This is a genomic window from Streptomyces sp. NBC_00122 (genome assembly GCF_045160845.1).
Lineage (GTDB): Bacteria > Actinomycetota > Actinomycetes > Streptomycetales > Streptomycetaceae > Streptomyces.
This window is the reverse complement of the sequence record NZ_CP108191.1, coordinates 7,308,031-7,325,423: the sequence shown is the minus strand read 5'-3', so window position 1 is coordinate 7,325,423 and position 17,393 is coordinate 7,308,031. Positions and strand designations below refer to the sequence as shown.

16 protein-coding genes and 3 pseudogenes are annotated in these 17,393 nt (G+C 69.1%); 8 read left to right on the top strand and 11 right to left on the bottom strand.

Annotated elements, in window-relative coordinates; genetic code table 11:
• Positions 1-214 precede the first annotated feature (214 nt).
• Positions 215-784, top strand: coding sequence for an SMI1/KNR4 family protein (locus tag OG737_RS33610; RefSeq protein WP_405676408.1), 570 nt, complete (start codon positions 215-217; stop codon positions 782-784).
• Between the two features lie 15 nt (positions 785-799).
• Here the strand turns inward: OG737_RS33610 and OG737_RS33605 are convergent.
• Both OG737_RS33605 and OG737_RS33600 read right to left on the bottom strand, forming a co-directional pair.
• A pseudogene (locus tag OG737_RS33605) lies at positions 800-1,368 on the bottom strand (transposase family protein); the annotation flags it as partial.
• A gap of 594 nt (positions 1,369-1,962) precedes the next feature.
• A pseudogene (locus OG737_RS33600) lies at positions 1,963-2,271 on the bottom strand (transposase family protein); the annotation flags it as partial.
• A 346-nt stretch (positions 2,272-2,617) separates the two neighbouring features.
• Here OG737_RS33600 and OG737_RS33595 point away from each other — a divergent pair.
• The 3 genes from OG737_RS33595 to OG737_RS33585 all read left to right on the top strand — a co-directional run bounded on the left by OG737_RS33595 (position 2,618) and on the right by OG737_RS33585 (position 4,695).
• A complete protein-coding gene (locus tag OG737_RS33595; protein WP_405676410.1) occupies positions 2,618-3,124 on the top strand; it encodes a hypothetical protein in 507 nt (168 codons plus the stop codon).
• 269 nt (positions 3,125-3,393) lie between these two features.
• Positions 3,394-4,149 carry a transposase family protein gene (locus tag OG737_RS33590; RefSeq protein ID WP_405676412.1) on the top strand — a complete coding sequence of 252 codons (756 nt, stop codon included), beginning with the start codon at positions 3,394-3,396 and terminating at the stop codon, positions 4,147-4,149.
• Between the two features lie 75 nt (positions 4,150-4,224).
• A complete protein-coding gene (locus tag OG737_RS33585) occupies positions 4,225-4,695 on the top strand; it encodes a group II intron maturase-specific domain-containing protein (RefSeq protein WP_405676414.1) in 471 nt (156 codons plus the stop codon).
• A gap of 117 nt (positions 4,696-4,812) precedes the next feature.
• On the opposite strand, the gene OG737_RS33580 is transcribed toward OG737_RS33585, so the two are convergent.
• Together OG737_RS33580 and OG737_RS33575 are read right to left on the bottom strand one after the other, a co-directional pair.
• On the bottom strand, positions 4,813-5,199 hold the full coding sequence (locus OG737_RS33580; RefSeq protein WP_405676416.1) for a hypothetical protein: 387 nt from the start codon (positions 5,197-5,199) through the stop codon (positions 4,813-4,815).
• A gap of 51 nt (positions 5,200-5,250) precedes the next feature.
• On the bottom strand, positions 5,251-5,910 hold the full coding sequence (locus OG737_RS33575; RefSeq protein ID WP_405922379.1) for a hypothetical protein: 660 nt from the start codon (positions 5,908-5,910) through the stop codon (positions 5,251-5,253).
• A gap of 314 nt (positions 5,911-6,224) precedes the next feature.
• On the opposite strand from OG737_RS33575, the gene OG737_RS33570 reads away from it, so the two are divergent.
• On the top strand, positions 6,225-6,386 hold the full coding sequence (locus tag OG737_RS33570; RefSeq protein ID WP_328929964.1) for a hypothetical protein: 162 nt from the start codon (positions 6,225-6,227) through the stop codon (positions 6,384-6,386).
• A 561-nt stretch (positions 6,387-6,947) separates the two neighbouring features.
• Here the strand turns inward: OG737_RS33570 and OG737_RS33565 are convergent.
• Entirely contained in the window at positions 6,948-7,520 is a 573-nt protein-coding gene (locus OG737_RS33565; protein ID WP_328929963.1) for a hypothetical protein, read from the bottom strand.
• Positions 7,521-7,596: 76 nt separating this feature from the next.
• Complete coding sequence (locus tag OG737_RS33560) at positions 7,597-7,866, bottom strand: hypothetical protein (protein ID WP_405922378.1); 270 nt, start codon at positions 7,864-7,866, stop codon at positions 7,597-7,599.
• A 202-nt stretch (positions 7,867-8,068) separates the two neighbouring features.
• Here OG737_RS33560 and OG737_RS33555 point away from each other — a divergent pair, with 202 nt between their 5' ends.
• Complete coding sequence (locus OG737_RS33555) at positions 8,069-8,344, top strand: hypothetical protein (RefSeq protein WP_328929961.1); 276 nt, start codon at positions 8,069-8,071, stop codon at positions 8,342-8,344.
• A gap of 323 nt (positions 8,345-8,667) precedes the next feature.
• On the opposite strand, the gene OG737_RS33550 is transcribed toward OG737_RS33555, so the two are convergent.
• Positions 8,668-9,678 carry a polysaccharide deacetylase family protein gene (locus tag OG737_RS33550; protein ID WP_405922377.1) on the bottom strand — a complete coding sequence of 337 codons (1,011 nt, stop codon included), beginning with the start codon at positions 9,676-9,678 and terminating at the stop codon, positions 8,668-8,670.
• Between the two features lie 207 nt (positions 9,679-9,885).
• Between OG737_RS33550 and OG737_RS33545 the strand changes: the two genes are divergently transcribed.
• Entirely contained in the window at positions 9,886-11,511 is a 1,626-nt protein-coding gene (locus tag OG737_RS33545; RefSeq protein WP_405922376.1) for a putative glycoside hydrolase, read from the top strand.
• Between the two features lie 152 nt (positions 11,512-11,663).
• Here the strand turns inward: OG737_RS33545 and OG737_RS33540 are convergent.
• The 3 genes and pseudogenes from OG737_RS33540 to OG737_RS33530 all read right to left on the bottom strand — a co-directional run.
• A pseudogene (locus OG737_RS33540) lies at positions 11,664-11,787 on the bottom strand (transposase family protein); the annotation flags it as partial.
• Between the two features lie 101 nt (positions 11,788-11,888).
• Positions 11,889-13,649 (bottom strand): protein kinase domain-containing protein, encoded by a 1,761-nt coding sequence (locus OG737_RS33535; RefSeq protein WP_405922375.1) that lies wholly within the window; start codon positions 13,647-13,649, stop codon positions 11,889-11,891.
• A gap of 133 nt (positions 13,650-13,782) precedes the next feature.
• On the bottom strand, positions 13,783-14,091 hold the full coding sequence (locus OG737_RS33530; protein ID WP_405676428.1) for a hypothetical protein: 309 nt from the start codon (positions 14,089-14,091) through the stop codon (positions 13,783-13,785).
• Positions 14,092-14,658: 567 nt separating this feature from the next.
• Between OG737_RS33530 and OG737_RS33525 the strand changes: the two genes are divergently transcribed.
• Entirely contained in the window at positions 14,659-15,969 is a 1,311-nt protein-coding gene (locus tag OG737_RS33525) for a serine/threonine-protein kinase (protein ID WP_405922468.1), read from the top strand.
• Positions 15,970-16,258: 289 nt separating this feature from the next.
• On the opposite strand, the gene OG737_RS33520 is transcribed toward OG737_RS33525, so the two are convergent.
• Complete coding sequence (locus tag OG737_RS33520) at positions 16,259-17,392, bottom strand: IS630 family transposase (protein ID WP_323179150.1); 1,134 nt, start codon at positions 17,390-17,392, stop codon at positions 16,259-16,261.
• Position 17,393: the final 1 nt, after the last annotated feature.

Below are 17,393 nucleotides of genomic sequence, written 5' to 3'. Positions count from 1 at the left end.
GGTCTGTGTACCCGACGGCCTGGGCCTGCGGCCGTTTGACGGATGGCCACCGCGTTGAGGAGCCGGCACTGTGCTCTGGGTCGGAAGATAGTCGTGGGGAGGGGTGGGAGGCACGCTCGAAGTAGCATCTCTGCAAGGTTCTCCGGTCGGCACTTCGCAACCTCCGTCGTGGAGCAGTCGGACAGAGGCATCCATGCAGAGAGGGCAGAGGACGATGAGTGTGGCTGAGAGTTGGTCCCGCGTGATGACTCTTCTTCGGCAGCACGCGTCGGCTGATCACGCGGACCTGCCAGGGCCCGCTACTGAGCAGGCGCTCGCGGCCGCCGAGGAACGGATGGGGATCTCGCTCCCTGAGGATCTGCGGACGTGGCTGTTGCAGAACAATCTGGATCTACCTGAGGAAGATTTCGACGACGACGTGGCATGCTGCGGCTTCGACGGCTTCCCGGACGAGGGAAGCTTCTTTCTGGGCATCCGAGCGATAGAGAGGCTGTACGCGAACCGCTCCACGGCCTGTGGATTCGACCCCCCGGACCAGCCGGACAACCCGTTCTGGCGCAATGAGTGGATCCCGTTCCTGTCGGACCAGGACGGCTGGATGGGCAAGTTCATCGATGTGCGGGACGGGCGTGTCGGCAGATGGTTCGTGGGTGACCCCACGGTCACGGGCGAGTACGAATCGATGGCCCAGTATTTCGACTCCGTAGCGGAGATGCTGACGAAGATCGCTGATGGACACTCCCCGGTCTGTAAATTTTCCGAAGGGCGGCTCGTCTGGTCGTGAGGCGCTTCCCCACCGCATGACGGCCGCGGCGATGGCCGTCATGCGATTGGGGCTGCAGCGGGCTCTGCGGAGGATCCGCCAGGACTTGAGTTGCGCGATGCTGCGTTCGACCGGTGCTCGTGCCGCTGACAGGGCCCGGTTGACCGTTCGCTGGGTTGTGGTGAGTCCCGGTTCGGGAGCCGTCTGATGGGTGTGGTGACCCAGGGGCCGGCGCCGATGTAGGCGCGGTCGGCGAGGATCGGAACGCCCTGGCGTTCGCAGATCCGGATGATGCGGTGGGTGCGGGCCGCGGTCAGGTCATGGGTACGGCCGGGCAGCGCGGGCGAGATCCACAGCAGCTTGCCCGAGGGGTCGGCTACGACCTGTACGTTCACGCCGTGACGGCGGTGCTTCTGGGAGAAGTCGGCCCGGCTGTCGCCGACGCGGTCGCACTCGGCGAGCGTCCCGTCGAGCAGGACGTAATCAGGATCCGTCTCGCGCAGGACACGCAGAAGGCCGGGTGCCCGGCCGGACAGGTGCTGGACGACGGCTTTGACGGGGGCGTGGGCGGTGCCGACGGATATACCGAAGCCGGCGGCGATCTGCAGAGGCTGGATGTCTCCGAGCTGACTCGCGCGGGAAGACGCCCCAGGCCAGCACTCCGGATGACCGACCAGCCACCGGAACGACCGGCTCTCCACCTCTCCGCCCGGTCCGGTCACGACAACATGCCCGGACTGGGGCCGCACCTCCGCGACCCTCCAGGCAGCGCCGCCGATCTGAAGCTCCAGGCCCGCGGCCAAGTCCAACAGCGCCATCAAGACCCCTCCTGGGTCCGGTCGTTCAACGACACCACGGACGTGTCTCCGAGCGGTCGGCCGAGGTCGACGCCAAGACGACGCCGCCAGAGCAGGTGCAGGGCCTGGGCCCGAGCGACAGCCGGAAGTGATGTCGCCTCGACCAGATCCACGAACGGAAGCGGCCCCGCCGTCACGGCCGCCACCAGCTCCTCCTGGAGGCCGAGAGGATCCTGCAAGGGCCGCCGCTGAGCGGACAGCGCGTCCAGAACGGAAAGGACGTGCGGGTGCCAGCCGGTCGCGACCGTGTAGCGCCAGCCGCAGGCCGCCGCCGCCTCACTGGTCGCCGCGAACTTGAGCGCGTCCTCGTCCCCGATCAGCCTTTGAGGGCGAACGTCGAACAGCCATCTCCCGCCGAAGCTCGGCCAGGAGTTCGACGGCCTCAGTGACGTACCGGTAGACGGTGGTGATTGCCGACCCCGAACCCGGCGGCGAGCTTGGCATAGGGGTGTCCCTACGGAGATAGGCCAGGGTGAGTAGGGCCTGCCGGCCGGCACCCAGGCGCCGCCATCGGGTGCCGAGAACTCGTCGGCGCTCCCGCAGGCGGGCGGACAGGAAGCGAAGGGCGAAGGTGGAAACGTCGATGCCGGACGGGCAGACAAGCGCATGAAGCTCTGGTGGAGCGGGTTCTCTTGGGCGAAACCTTTCCACCAGGGGATTTCCTCGTCCGGCAGGACAACTGCCCAGCTTCACCGACAGGCTGGAAAGGCTCACTGAAGGCACGAGGGTGGACAGGCTGTGTTCGCGCGAATACAGTGAGTTCGGGGCCTGCGAGAGCAGGAAATAGGGGGCGGGGTGACATGAATGGCGGCTGCAATGCCGCCTTATCTGCGATTCGGCGGGCTTCCTTTCTGCGGGAAGTTGCCCATAGCCCATGAGGCCGAGCGGTTCATCTCGATGCAATCCTCTATCTCGGTATTCAGCGCCGCAAAGGCTGCCGCCATCGGCGCTGAATTCGGCTCGCCCAAGAGACACTCACACCGAAGGAGAGGCGATCATGCCTTTATCGGCAGCTGACCTCGGAAAGCTCGGGGACACGCCCATCACGATCCAGTCGACGTTCTTCCCGAATATCTACCTGCGCATGGACGGGACCGGGGTGACCTCCTTCACCGGCTCCGGCGGCGGGACAGTCAACTGCCAGTACGGCACCGGCCCCTGGACGGGGTACAAGGTCCGGCCGCAGACAGATGGGTCGTACGCCTTCGAGTCGGCGGCCTTCCCGAACGTGTTCCTGCGCATGGACGGCACCGAGGTCCCCGCCACCATGGCCGGCGGGGGGCAGGTCAACTGTCAATACGGCGCCCACCCCTACGAAAAGTACCACCTTCGCGCCCAGGCGGATGGTTCGTTCTCCTTCGAGTCGGCGGCCTTCCCGGGTATTTACCTGCGCATGGTGACCGGCAGCGGGGTGACCACCGCCACCGGCCCCGGCGGAACGGTGAACTGTCAGGTCAACGCCAACGGTGGCGAGCACGAGAAGTTCTATCTCGACAGGGCCTGATGACCGGGTCGCCCGGGAGAATCTCACCCCTGGTTTCTCGCGTGGTTTCTCGCGAAATCGTACGTGACGTGGGGTAGACCACCCCGGAAACGCGAAAGTGCCTTCTCCACCGGGAAGCGGAGAAGGCGCTTTCTGTCAGATCGTCCTTGAGCCCTTTCCAACCTGGCCTGTGGCATCGGGGTGTTGGTGGGCATGGGTTGTACGGAACGACGAAGCTCCTGGTAGACGGGTTCTCGACCAAGATCACCTGTGTCCGCCAGGAGCTTCGCGTGCTTGTCTACCCGTCGTCGATCGATCTGTCCAGCCGCACACTGCGGCACCTGACGAGGCAACGGGCCGCTCACCGGCGGGAGATCGGCACGCGATGGCGGCGTCTGCCCGTCGGCCGTCAGGCCCTGCTCGCCCTGGCCCACCTGCGATGCGGCGACACGTACGCCCAACTCGCCGCAGGTTTCGAGATCGGCATCGCGACCGTCTACCGCTACATACGCGAGGCCGTCGAAGTGCTGGCCGCCCAGGCGCAGACCCTGGCCGAGGCAATGACGACCGTCCGGACGAAGGCGTACGTGATCCTGGACAGCACCCTCCTGCCCATCGACCGGATCGCCGCCGACACCCCGTACTACTCCGGAAAACACAAGCGCCACGGCATGAACGTCCAGGTCATCACGGATCCGTTCAGCCGACTGCTGTGGGCTTCCGCGGCCCTGCCCGGCTCCACCCACGACCTGACCGCCGCGCGCGAACACGGCATCATCGACGCGCTCGCAACGGCAGGGCTGAAGTGCTGGGCGGACAAGGCGTACCAAGAAGCCGGCCGCCATGTCCGCGTACCTTTCCGGGGCCGCCGGCTCAAGCGCTGGAAGCGACAGCACAACAGCACCCACGCCAAAATCCGGTGCCTCGGCGAGCAGGCCATGGCCGTCCTGAAGGGCTGGCGCCTGCTACGCAAGCTCCGCTGCAGCACCAACCGGATCACCGACATCGTGAAGGCCGTCGTCGTCCTTCACCACGCCTCAACCTGAGGTTGGAAAGGGCTCATTCATGCGCTGGAACCGCTGGGCCTTCGGCTGTCACCGGCCAAGACCCGAATCGTGCACATGACTGATGGGTTCGACTTCTTGGGGTTCCGCATCCAGTGGCGCCGCAAACGGGGAACCAGCGACAAGTGGTACGTCTACACCTTCATCGCCGACCGGCCCCTCCGGTCGTTGAAGGAGAAGATACGTGCCCTGACACACAGGACGTCGCAACACCCTCCCAGGGACGTGCTGATCCGTCTCAACCAGATCATGCGCGGCTGGGCCAACTACTTCAAGCACGCAGTGGCCAAACACACCTTCAGCATGCTGGAACACTTCGTCTGGTGGCGGGTGGTCCGGTGGCTGAGGGCCCTGCACCGCTGGAGGTGGAAGGACGTCCGCCGGTGGCTCGCCGACCCCCACGGGGGCTGGCGTCGTCCACACGCGGACGGGATCGAACTATTCGACCTCCAAACGGTGACGGCCACCCGCTATCGCTACCGGGCGTCGAGGATCCCCAACCCCTGGACCGGCATCAACCACGCCTGACGGCAGGGACCGTGGAGAGCCCGTTGCGTTGAGAGGCGCACGGCGGGTTCGGCGAGAGGTCCGGAGAAACGGACCGGGAGTAATCCTGGCACCGCGCTCCGGGCCTACTCAGCGATGTCAGGTCTGATAGGGGCGAAGGGCGACGCTGCCTGCTTCGACGCTGATCTCCACCCAGGCGCCATCGGCGCTGTCGGGAATCGGTGACGCGACATCGAACAGGACCGGCCAGTAGCCCATCTGCAGATAGGCCGCGCCATCTTCGGTGAGCTGGAGGCGACCACGCAGGACCAGCCGGTCGCCGTCCTGCCGGATGCCCGGCTCGGCGCAAGAGGCTGAATGCGTGTTCTGCCCCCAGTGGATATCGTCGTCGATGGTCCATTCGACGAGGTGGTGGCCGTCTGCTTCCTGCGGATCACCACGCCAGAGGACCACGGCGGATCCGATGGGTGTGTGAACCCGAACTGCCGTGGGCCGGTGGGGGATCTTCTCCGCGTGGACCAACATTGCTCCATCATCCCTGCCTCGTCCGCGCAGCTGAGAGTGGCCTCGGAAAGATCACGGACTGTGGAGTACCCGTTGGCGGAGGGGCCCGAGGTTGGCTCGGCCGAAGCCCATGTGCTTGAGGAGCTTGACGCGTGTGACCTGGCCTTCGACCTGGCCCGATCTCCATGAGGTGGTCAGGGCAGCGCTGACCGCGTCGTGATCACGGCGCAAGCCGTTGACCAGGCCCTGCAGGGCAGGCAGGTCGTCCGCGAGGACGCGTTCCTTCCATGAGGGCAGTAGCTCGCCTCGGAGGTCACGCATCATGTCGGCGAAGTCGCGGACGTGCCGTGCGGCGGCGTCGAGTTCGGGGCAAGCGGCCCCGGATCTCCTCGAGTTCGGTCGCACGGTCTCGGTGAGATGTGCGATGTTCGGCATGATCCAGCGGACGACACGGCGGGGCTTCGGTGCCGGCCGGGGCTCGGGATCGGGCGCTGGCGGGTGCTTGGGCCGGGGGCTGTGGGGCTTCTTGAACGGGCGGAAGCAGTGGCGGACGCACTGGACGTCTCCGGTGAAGCCTGGTTCGGGCAGTTCACGGTGGAGCTGGGGAATGTCGTGGCATCCAGCATTCCACCGCTGATGCAGGTAGGTCTTGTCCTCGTCCACGGTGGTTGCCCGGTTGGTGGCCTTGACCAGGAGTTCGTCGAGGCTGCGGGCTCGGGCGAAGCGGCGCACCGTGGAATGGTCGAGCCGCCGGCAACAGCCGAGCCCAGCCAGCCGGCAGGGGGCCACACCCTGATCTGCACGCAGGCACCACTGCCTCGGCGTACGGACTGGCATGGGACCAGCAGCAGGGCCGCGCCTGCATCATCTGCGCCCGCCCACGCGCGGGAACCCGGGCCTCGGCGGGCCCCGGAGCGGAAGCCGGAGCCGCAGCCGCAGCCGCAGCCGCAGCCGGGGTGCTCGGGGCGGGAGCGGGTATCGCGGCGGCGGTGACGCCAACCCCCGCCGCGTGGGCGTCGGTCAGGATCCGGGCGACATCAATGTTCTTGGCGTCGAGGCTCCCCATCGCGGCCGCGATGTCCGGCCAGGCCGGGGAGGCGAGGATCGCGTCGCGCACCAGGCTCTCCGGCATCGTGGTCCGCAGCAAGTCGGCCCACCGGTCGGTGCCCTCCACCTTCGTCCGAGCGATGTTCGCGGCGACGGCCTGATGGACGGCGGCGGTCATGCGGCCCAACCGCGGGAGGAACTGCGCGACATCACCAAGCGGCCCGTCATCACCACGGTGCGAAGAAGGGACAACACCCCTTACCCGCCACCGTCATGCGCATGCTGCGCACGTACGACGACAGGCCGCAGCGGCAGCGAGCGCATGACCCCAATCACCAGGCCCCCGGCTCCTACCTTGGGGCTGGTGTCTGAGCCAGGGCTCCTGGGCCTGTCCGGGTCGAACGACTGTCAGCCCGCAGGGGTTCCCGAACGCGGCCGTGATCAGATCCAGAGTGTCACTGACCGACGTCCAGGCTCCCTCAAGCTTGCCGCCCGCTCCGGTCCGCACCCACGGGCACACCATGCGCGGCGTTCCCCCAAGGTCCCTGATCATTTGTAGCCGGGTACCAGGTCGGCTGCGTTCACGTGCGCTCGGAAGCCGGGGTGAGTGCCGAGTCGGAACGGGAGCCGCGCGTTGCCTCCGGGCGCCGTGAGGGGGGAACAGGTAGGAGACGAGGCGACCGTTCTCGTCGCCGCAGCCCTGCAGCTCGGGGTGAAGCGGCTCACCTGCCGTGGCAGACCCGGTTGAAGGCGCGATTGGCTGCCTGGGTCCAGGCCTGCCAGTAGGCGTCGCTGTGCTGCTGGCCGGACTTGTCCGCCACCGGCTTGGTCTTGCAGCTGTTGCCGGCCGCCGCGGCGCCCGCCTGGGTGCCGGCCTCGCGGCCCTGGGCAATGTCCCGCCGGGAACCCGGCTGGACCGGGGTCGTGTTCTGCGGGTTCTGGGGCTTCGGTGTCGCCGCCGAGCCCACCTTCTTGCAATTCACGAAGACGAAGTTCTGGTCCTCGTTGGCCGCGAGGACCGTGTAGTCGACGTTCTTCTGGAACCGCTGCACGCGGAAGGTTCCGTCCGGGCCTATCGCCAGGTCCACGGTGCTCTCGCCGTCGTTGAGCTTGCGGGGTCCCGTGAACCCCTCGCCGGTGATCGTGACGTACGTGTCGTTCGGCCCCGGCGTGACCGTACAGCTGGCGGCCGGGACTGCCCCGCCAGCGGCCGGTGCGAAGACGACGGCGCCGCCGCATACGACCGAGGAGACGAGCAGGGACGTAACCACGGCGCGTCGGGTGCGTCGGTACATGAGGAATCTCCCATCGGGGAGGGGGAGGGGCCACATGACAGGGCAGCCCTCGTGTTCATTCATGCTCCCCCGCCCGTCACGGGGTGTCGACCGGAGGCCCGCGCGGCAGCCTCGGCAGCCGAGCCGACGTAGCACCGGCGGCCGCCGCCCGGCCCGAACAGCTCCCGTCGCGCTCGCCTTGAAGCGGGTCTTCCTCGCGGCGCCGATTGTTCTCGTCGGGGCGCTGGCCGCTGCGGGAGGGGCGGTGGGCCCGGGGTGGACCGGGTTCCTGGCCGGGCCGCCGCGGACGCCGCTGCTCCTCGCGGCCCTTGCCCGGCCCCTGGCGCTTGTCCTGCTGACCGCCCATGACGGCGACTCCTCGATGCGTGGGGATGCTGATTCCTCCCACTCAAGCCGACATGAAACATCACATTGCGCACATTTTCTGCTACGCAGTGTGTCGAGAGGGTGGTGCCCGGGCGGGCGCTGATGCGCCGGCATGCGGGCCGCGGGTCCGGTGCCGAAGATGAACGCAACCGGCCCGCCCGCGTCGTCAGGAGCCGATTGCCATGCCGGAGCGCACCCTGCGCAAGGACCGCACCGAGGTCGCCTTCATCCTTCCCGCGGACACCCCGCCCGGGCAGGTCAGCGTGGTGGGTGACTTCAACGGCTGGCAGCCCGGCGTGCACAACATCGCGCCGCGCAAGGACGGGAAGAGGGCTGTCACGGTCGAGCGGCCCTCCGAGAGCGCTCACTCCTTCCGGTATCTGGCGGCTGGTGACTACTGGTTCAACGACGAGAGTGCCGGCGACCGGGACGGCATCAACAGCCGTCTGCACACCTAATGGCCCAACCGGCGTGACGTGCGGCGGCCGTGGGCGCTGAGTGCGGTGACACGTGTGCCCGCCGGCCCACCACCCCGGGCCGGTATCCGTGTAACGGCCCTACCATCCCGACCGGCGGCGGGGCCGTCTTCGCCTTCCGGACCGCTCTGCCCTGGTTCACGACGGAACGGTCTGACGTCCCTCTCAAGGGATGGCGTGGGGGCCGGTTCGGCGAGACAGAGCCGTCCGCGCGAGCCGGGAGGTCGCAGTGGCTGGTCGACGGGCGATGCTCACCACCTCTCCCCCTCCCCGGCCACCGCCACGTACCGGTCAGCCTTCACGGCTCAGTACGGCCGGGCCCGCTTCGCGAAGGCCGGAGACAGCTCGTTCTGCGAGGCGCTCGGGAAGGCTACGGTGTTCGGGTCCCCGTCCGAGACGTACCGGTTCTTCCCGGCGGCGAGCTTGTCCAGCCAGCGCGACGAACCGAACTCGGCGTCCTCGTCCTTGGGCCCCGCCGAGCGGATCCGAGGGATCGCGCCGGGCGTGAACGCCTTCGCGAACGGCGAGACCGAGGGGTTGGCCCCCACGAGATACACCCCGTCGTAGCGGTAGTCCGTTCCCCGCGTGGCGACGCCGGCCGGCTGAGGCATGGCACCGAAGGGCAGGGCGAGCGAGGTGACCTGCGTCCCGGGCACTGCCTTCTCGATCGCCTGCTGTCCGGCGGAGATCGCCCGCGCGGCCCCCGCCTGGTCCAAGGAGCGCAGGTTCTCGTGGCGGCCGGTGTGGTTGGCGACCTCGTGGCCGTGCTCCTTCAGCCAGGTCAGGGCCTTGGCGGAACCTGTCGCCGAGAAGGCGTCCGCGTTGACGAAGAAGGTCGCCACCGCCTTGAACGCCGGATATTTCTTCGCCGTCTCTGTCAGGATGGCGACGGCGGTCTCAGGCGCCGGCATGCCGTCAGGGGTGAGGCGCACCTGGCTGTTGGTCGAGTCGTCGAAGGTGAGGACGACCGGGTGCATGCCGGCCGGGATGCCGATGCGGCCCGTCTGGAAGTCCCGGGCAGTCACCGGCACGTAGTTCTCCCGCGCGAGGCGCTCCAGTTCGGCCCGGAAATCGGCCGGGGTGCGGTCGTAGACGCTGGCCGGGCTCTCGGTGAGCTGGTGGTACATCAACACCGGCACCTGGCCAAGTTCATTGGCGCCGACATCCGCCGGCGCTTTCGCGGCGACGGGACTGGCCGCCGCGCGTGAGGCGGCCGCGTGGAGTTCCCCGGCAGCCGGTGACGGCCCCGTGGAACAGCCGGAGGCGAGCAGGGCGGCGCCGGCCAGGGCGCCGAGCGGGACGAGTGGGTGGCGCATGAGAAGCCCCTCCAAGGCGAACGTGTCGCGCCATGCCTACCTCTGAGGAGAACCCCCGTACCGCACTCCCCCTGCATGGCGTAGAAGCCGCGCCGGGGCCGAACGCGCCATTCGTGTGAAATGCGACCAGATCGTGACGACTCGGACACCGTGCGGCAATGAATGGAGGCAGCATCCGGACCCGCCCACGGCACGAAGGACGTCATCATGTCCCCCAAACGCATATCCCACTCGGCCCCTTCCCTCCGTCTCCGCCGCCCGGCCCGTCGGGGCGCCCTGATAGCTACGACCGGGGCGCTCGCACTGGCCGGAGCGGGTGTCGGAGCCTGGACGTTCCTCGCGCCGGGTCCCGGCATCCAGGGTCTGGGCGACGGCGCCGTTCTCGACGGGCGCAAGGCCGCACAGGTCAGGGCCTACCTCGCCGCCGAGGAGGCCGGCGGTCGGGACAAGCTGCGCGCCACCCTGGACGGCACGGCGGTCCCCGTCACAGCTGAGGGCGCTCGCCTGAAACTCGCCCTCCCTCACCTCACCGAGGGCCGGCACACCTTGGCGGTGGCGGGCGACAGCAGGTTCCCCTTCGCCTCGTACCGCACGGTCGTGGGCTTCAGGGTGGACGCCACCGCTCCCGAGCTGGAGGTGGCCAACCCCGAGATCAAGAACGTCGCCGCCCCCGTGGCCATCACCGGCAAAGCCTCCACAGACGCCGAGGTGACCGTCAACGGCAAGAAGGTCCCCGTCGACAAGGCCGGGATCTTCAAGATCACGGTACCCCAGGGCACACCCATCGCGACGGTCACCGCGGTGGACCGCGCCGGAAACACCACCACCAAGGACGTGTCCGCCCGGGGGCGTCGCCCCATGATCCGAGCCGCGCACATCACCGCCATCGGGTGGGGCGACGACACCCTGCGCGGCAACATCCTCGCCCTGGTCCGCAGCGGCAAGCTCAACGCCGTCGAGCTGGACGTCAAGGACGAGGACGGGGAGGTCGGGTACGCGTCCCAGGTGCCGCTGGCCCGCCAGATCGGCGCGGCCAAGGGCTACTACGACGCCCGCAAGGCGATCGCCGAGATCCACGCCGCCGGCGCCCAGGTCATCGGCCGCATCGTAGCCTTCCGCGACCCCAAGCTCGCCTCGGCCTCCTGGAAGTCCGGCAAGCGCGACCAGCTCGTCCTGACCCCTGCCGGAGAGCCCTACGACGGCGGCCACTACGGAGCCCTCTCCTTCACCAACTTCGCCAGCCCCGCGGTCCGCAAGTACAACCAGGACCTCGCCGTCGAAGCGGCTCGGCTCGGCTTCGACGACATCCTCTACGACTACGTGCGCCGCCCGGACGGCCCGCTGTCGCACATGCGCTTCCCGGGCATCGGTACCGCCACACCCGAGCAGTCCATCACCTCGTTCGTCGCTGGCACCCGGACCGCGCTTCGTCCGCACGCCAAGTACCTCGGCGTCTCCGTCTTCGGTATCGCCGCCACCCGGCCCACCGAGATCGCGCAGGACATCGGGGCCCTGGTCAAGGTCACCGACTACATCGCACCCATGGTCTACCCGTCCCACTGGGGGCCTGGGGAATACGGCGTCACGCAGCCCGACACCGCCCCGTATGCGATCGTGCAGCGTTCGCTCGCCGACTTCGCCCGCCAGGCGAAGGGCACCCAGACCGAAATCGTCCCGTGGCTCCAGGACTTCTCGATGGGCAGCACCTACGGCCCGGCCGAGGTGGCCGAACAGATCAAGGCCGCAGCGGCCAACAAGATGAATTCATTCATCCTGTGGAACGCCGGTGCCCGTTACCAGGGCGCGGCGCTCCAGCAGATCAACACGCGCTGACGCGGCCAGCCGTGCGTGTCTGAGTGACCGTCGGCCGTGTGGGAGGCGGGGCGCCCGCTCGTGATCGTCGGCCGGGCGTCACTCTCGGCGGTCCTCGCGGCCCTCGCGGTCCTCACTGGTGCGGGACCTGTACGCTCGACGCCCACTGAGCCCTGCTCGCGGAAGGTGTGGCAGCAACCGCGCGTGGGACACACCAGACGCCGCACCCCGTACGCGGATCACCACCCGTCGGCCGTCGACCGGCACGTCAGCCACCGTCCGCCAGTGATAGCCGTGGCTCGGCCGACGCGGAGCTCCCGGGCTACGACGACGAGGAGGCCGCCGAACGGACCCGGATGACCGAGCTCGGCTTCACGGGCTCGCTGCAGTGGCTCCCGTCATGCATGCCGGCAGCGGCCGCCGGGTGAGTCGGCTGGCGGGGTGCACTGGTATGCGTAGTCGTCCTGGTCGTCACTGAGGTAGCGGCCGATGCACTCATTGGCGGTGGCCCGGCCCTTCTGCGCGCAGAAGGTGACGGCCGCCCGGCCGTCGGCGAACGGGCCGGGTGCGTAGACCACCCAGTAACCGGGGTTGAGGGAGGCGTAGTCCCGGCTGCGCAGCACCCGGGCCTCCGGGACCGTGGCGTGGATCGCCGCCAGCCGCTGATCGCGGGCGGCGGTGCCGGTGCCCTCGGGCTCGGAGTAGAGCTGGGCAATCCAGCGGCCGGCGCCGGGTGCCGGGTCGTCACCGCCGGGCGCGGTGGCTGTCGGGGGGCTCGGCGGCATACCAGCGGCCGGGGTGTCCGTCGTGCCCGGCGCGCTGGCGGTACCTGCGGTCGTGCCCGGAGTCGGGGCGGGGCCTGTCGGCGACGTGCCGGTGGAGCCCGGTGCGGGTGTCGCCGAGGGTGAACCCGGGCCCGTGGAGACCACAGAGACTGTCGGCGAGGCCGTGCCCTTACCGTCCGTGTGGCCGCCCGCGCCCGGCTTGAACAGGGCGTACCCGCCGAAGCCGAGCAGCGCCAGGGCCGTCACTGCGGCCGCTGCGGCGAGCGGGGTGGCCTTCCGTCGGCGGTCCGGTCCGGTCCCGTGCGGGCCGCCGCCGTTCATGGGACCGATGGTGGGCAGTGCGTCCCGGGGCGTGGCCTCGTGTGGCGGGAAGGGTACGGGAGTGGGCGGTGGTGTGGTTGTCGGTGCAGGCGCGGGCTGGTCCGGCCGAGGGGTCGGGCCTGGCGGCGGCGGGCCGTACCGGCTGGCGGACGGCGGTCGGCTGGACACGGGGGAGATATCGGGTGGGGAGGCAGACGCCTGGTCGAGGTGGGTGGGCTCCGGCGGTACGGCGCTGCCGGTGCCCTCGGCGATGGCGGCCAGGAGCCGGTCCAGCCGTTCCGCGGTGGGCCGTGCGGCCGGGTCGCGGACCAGCAGCTCGGCCAGTACGGGGGCCAGCGGCCCGGCCCGGCGCGGTGCGGGCACCGGCTCGTCGAGGACCGCAGCCAGTGTGGCCAGGGTGGTGGCGCGGCGCATCGGGCTGACACCTTCCACGCACACATACAGCATCATGCCCAGCGACCACAGGTCGGAGGCGGGCAGGTCGGCGCCGCGGATCCGCTCGGGCGCCAGGTACTCCGGGGTCCCGATGACCTCCCCGGTCATTGTGAGGGAGGCGGCGTCCTGGAGGGCGGCGATGCCGAAGTCGGTGAGCACGGCCGAACCATCGGCCCGCATCAGCACGTTGGCGGGTTTCACGTCCCGGTGGCGGATGCCGGCCGCGTGCGCGGCCCGCAGCCCGGCGAGCACCTCGCGGCCGATCCGGGCGGCCTCGGCGGGCGGCAGCGGACCCTGCTCCAGTCGCTGGGCGAGGGAGTGGCCGGGCAGCAGCTCCATCACCAGCCAGGGGTGCTCGCCCTCGTCGACGATGTGGTGGATGGTGACCACGTTCGGATGGCTGATCCGGGCCTGGGCGCGGGCCTCGCGCAACACCCGTTCGCGCAGCACCCGCCGGAATTCCGGGTCGTCCCGCCCGGCCGCCGACCGTACTTCCTTGACGGCCACTTGACGATGAAGGGCACGGTCCAGCGCCCGCCAGACCGTGCCCATCCCCCCGCTGCCGAGCCGGTCAACCAGCTCGAACCGTCCGTCGATCACGTCCCCTGGCGCGCTCATGGCGCAAGGCTAGGGCAGCGGTGGACGCGCTGCCCCGGGCTCCGCGGAATGCCCGTCCATTGGGTGTTCCCACCGGCCAGGTGGCCCGTAGTCCGCGTGGTCGCATGGGCCCCACCATTCGCCAGCGGTTCTTCTAGGTGTCGGTCACGTGGCGCTGCCACTGCGCTGCTTGCTCGTCCCAATAGATGGTCACCACTTGACCGTTTTCCGCAGGAGCCGCCAGGGCTTCGAGGTCGGTGGCGGCCAAGGTTGCCAGCGCCCCGTCGGACAGATCCGGCGGCACGATAAAGTTCAGGCCCGCAGCGGTCTCTTCGATGACGACTTGCTTGAGCCTGTGGATCCGACCGAGTTCGTCGTTCCCGTGGCGGCCCATCACGCGGCGTGCAGTGGCTCGAGCTGCCTCGAACGCTCGCAGGCCGGCCTGAGTGGCGAGCGACTGCACGAAGGCAGAACGACGGCGGTCACTGTCACGATCGCCGCGGCGGCCGCCGCCGTCATCACTATTCCGGTGTTTCCCGCTCCGCCCACGAGACGAATGCGGAAGACAGGGCGCGTAGCGACGTCATGCCAAGCCGGGTCCATACTAAGTGGTCGGCTCTGGAAGTACTTCGGGGGTTGACGTGGTGGTGCGGCTGGGCCGTTTCGTTCGGATCAATTTTGGCAGCGGATCTATACTCCCTCTGCTCAGTCCGCAGGGGGAGGCACAGGGGGACGCATGGCGGAATCTGTGGGGAATTTGCTGGAGCCGAGCGTCCTAGCCGTGGCTGGGCCGGTGCTGGGGGCGCGGTTGGCGTCACTGCCGCTGCTGTTGCGCGTTCAGGAACGCGTGCGTCAGCGGGGGTCAGCTGCCCGGGGCGGGACCGCGCCGCCGCAGGGGATGCCTGCGGCGCTCATCGGGGAGCTGGCGGTAGGACTCGTGGGCGCTGCCGCCCTGGTGTGGTTACTGATGGCTTCCCGTCTCATCCCCGGCTTCGGCCTCAGAGTGGCGCCGATTGGGTCCTTGATCATCGTGCTGGACGGCCCGGACGGGCGCGCCCAGGCCGACGGGATCTTGTTCCTCGCCGAGGTGTTCGCGACGCTGGTGGCCTGGCTGCTGCTGTGGCTCCGCACGCAGCACAACCTAATGGCCTCCGGAGGGCCTGCGGGGGCTTGGACCACCCTGTCGGACCGCCGTCGGCTGGCCGCCCTGTTCGCCCTCCGTGCCGTGCTCGGCCTGTTTGCACCTGCCGGTCTGCTCCTGGCGGCCCTACTGTTCCAGGCCGTCGCCTTCGTGACGAGCCGCAGGGTCCGGTCCGGCGCCAGTTCCGCTGCACGACCACTGCCGCCCGCGACCCAGCCCGCACAGCTGGCCCCGTATGCGCCGACGCAGGCAGATCGGGGGGCCAGTGCCGGTGCAGCGCCGCAGGTCGCGTACCAGGAGCTTCGGCCGCACGAGCCGCGGACGATCGGCGGGTACCACCTGCTCGGGCGCATAGGAGCCGGCGGGATGGGGACGGTGTACCTCGCCCGGAGGGAGGGGGCAGCAACGCAGGTGGCGCTGAAGACCATAAATCCCGAACTGCTGGACCATAACGAGCTGTTGCGCCGTTTCGAGCGCGAGGCGGAGGTGCTGGCCATGGTGTCCGGTGCCTACACCGCCCGGGTGCTCGACTCCGGAGTGGACGCCGGACGCCCCTACCTGGTCATGGAGTTGCTGGACGGGCGGCCCCTCGACGTCCATCTGCGGGAGCAGGGGCCGATCCGTTCCCCCGAGGCGCTGCGGGCCCTGGCGCTGGCACTGGCCGTGGCCCTCTCCGGGGTGCATCGGCTCGGCCTGGTCCACAGGGACCTCAAGCCGGCCAACATCATGCTGACCACCGCCGGGCCGCGTCTGCTCGATTTCGGCATCGCGTCGATCGTGGACGGCACCAGGCTCACCCGCACCGGCGGTGGACCGGGGACCCTGACGTACATGGCGCCGGAGCAGTTCGGCGACGAGCGCGTCAGCACGGCCGCCGACATCTGGGCGTGGGCGTGCTGTGTGGTGTGCGCGGCGCACGGCACCAGCCCGTTCACAGCGACCAGTGCGGGAGCTGTGATCCGTCGGATCGTCGACACCGGACCCGAACCGGCCGCGCTGGCGGCGGTACAGGCACTCGACCCAGCTCTCGCGGCCGCCGTCGCCCGCGCGCTGACCGTCGACCCAACGGGCCGCCCGACGCACGGTACGGCGTTGATAGAGCTACTGACGGCCCACCAGGGCCCGAACCACACCCCGACGGAGGCGGCGGCAGCTCTCCGCGACCAGATCACCCAGGGCTGGCGCACGCTGGCGCTCTGAACGAGGAGGTAGCGTGCGCTCAGGCCGCCCGAGTGCGGAACGCCTACGTCGGATGGTGTGGGTGTTCGTGGCAATGGTTCCCACTGTATGTAGGTGCTGACCAGCCGTCTCGCAAAGTGAAGTGCCGCTCCCGGCGAGCTCTGGTCTGGAAGCTCGGCCACCGGTCCGTGCCGCCCACGCTGATCGTCGGTGCCTCGGTGAGGTACGGGCTCCCGGCAAAGTAGCTGGTCAAGCAGCACCTGGTGGACGCCAGGGTGAAGGTCATCGCGTCCGGAAGACTAGTGCCGCATCAGGCAACGTTTGCCCTGGTGACGACTTCGCGTAGGTGGTGGTCGCCGGCGTTTTTGTTCCGCCAGATGATGTAGCGGCGGATCATGCTGCCCTGGGCCTTGTGGCTGGGGTGGTCGGTGCCGTCGAGGGCGAAGTAGCGCAAGGCTGTGAACTGGGCCTCGATGCGGTTGAGCCAGGAGCTGTTGGTGGGTGTGTAGGCGATCTCGACGTTGTTCGCCGCTGCCCACGTCCCGACTCGCTGGCACCGCTTCGTCGTCAGGTGCGGCGAGTAGTTGTCACAGACGATCGCAATGCGCACGTCCGCCGGGTGCAGGGAGCGTAGGTAGCGGCAGAACTCCAGGAACTTCGATCGGTTCTTGGTCTTCTTGATGTGGCCGTAGAGCTGGTCCTTGGCGAGGTCGTAGGCGGCGAACAGGTGCCGCACCCCGTGCGGGCGGGTGTAGGTCGCCCGGCGGCGGGGCCGGGGATCCCGGCCGGGATCCTTGTGTCGGCCCCCGCGCTCCGCCCACTGCCTCCCGGGGTGGGGCTGGAGGTTGAGCGGCCCGAACTCGTCCATGCAGAAGACGACTTCGGGTTCGCCTTCCTCGGGTATGACCTCGCCGTCGGCGATCGCATAGAGGTGCTCGACTCTGGCCTTCTTGGCGGCGTAGTCGGGGTCGCGGGAGGTCTTCCAGGTCTTCACGCGTTGAAACGAGACGCCTTCCTCGCGGAGCAGGACCCGAAGTCCCTCGTGGCTGATGTCGTCGACCACCCCCTCGGCGACCAGGAAGTCGGCCAGCTTGGCCAGGCTCCAGGTCGAGAACGGCAGGCCGTGCTCGGCCGGCTTGGACTTGGCGATCTTCTTGATCTCCCGGCGTTCGGGCAGTGTGAAAGTCCTGGGCCGGCCGCCTTTGTACTTGGGATAGAGCGAGTCGAAGCCGTCGGAGTTGAAGTTGTGGATCACGTCGCGAACCCGGTCCGCGCTGGTGAACGTCACTTCCGCGATCTTCGCCACGGGCATGCTCTGCGCTGATAACAGCACCATCTGGGCCCGCCGCCAGGTCACCACCGACCCAGTTCCTCTGCGGACAATCCGCAGCAACCGTCTGCCCTCGTCATCGTCAATCTCCCGGACCCGCACACGCTCAGCCACG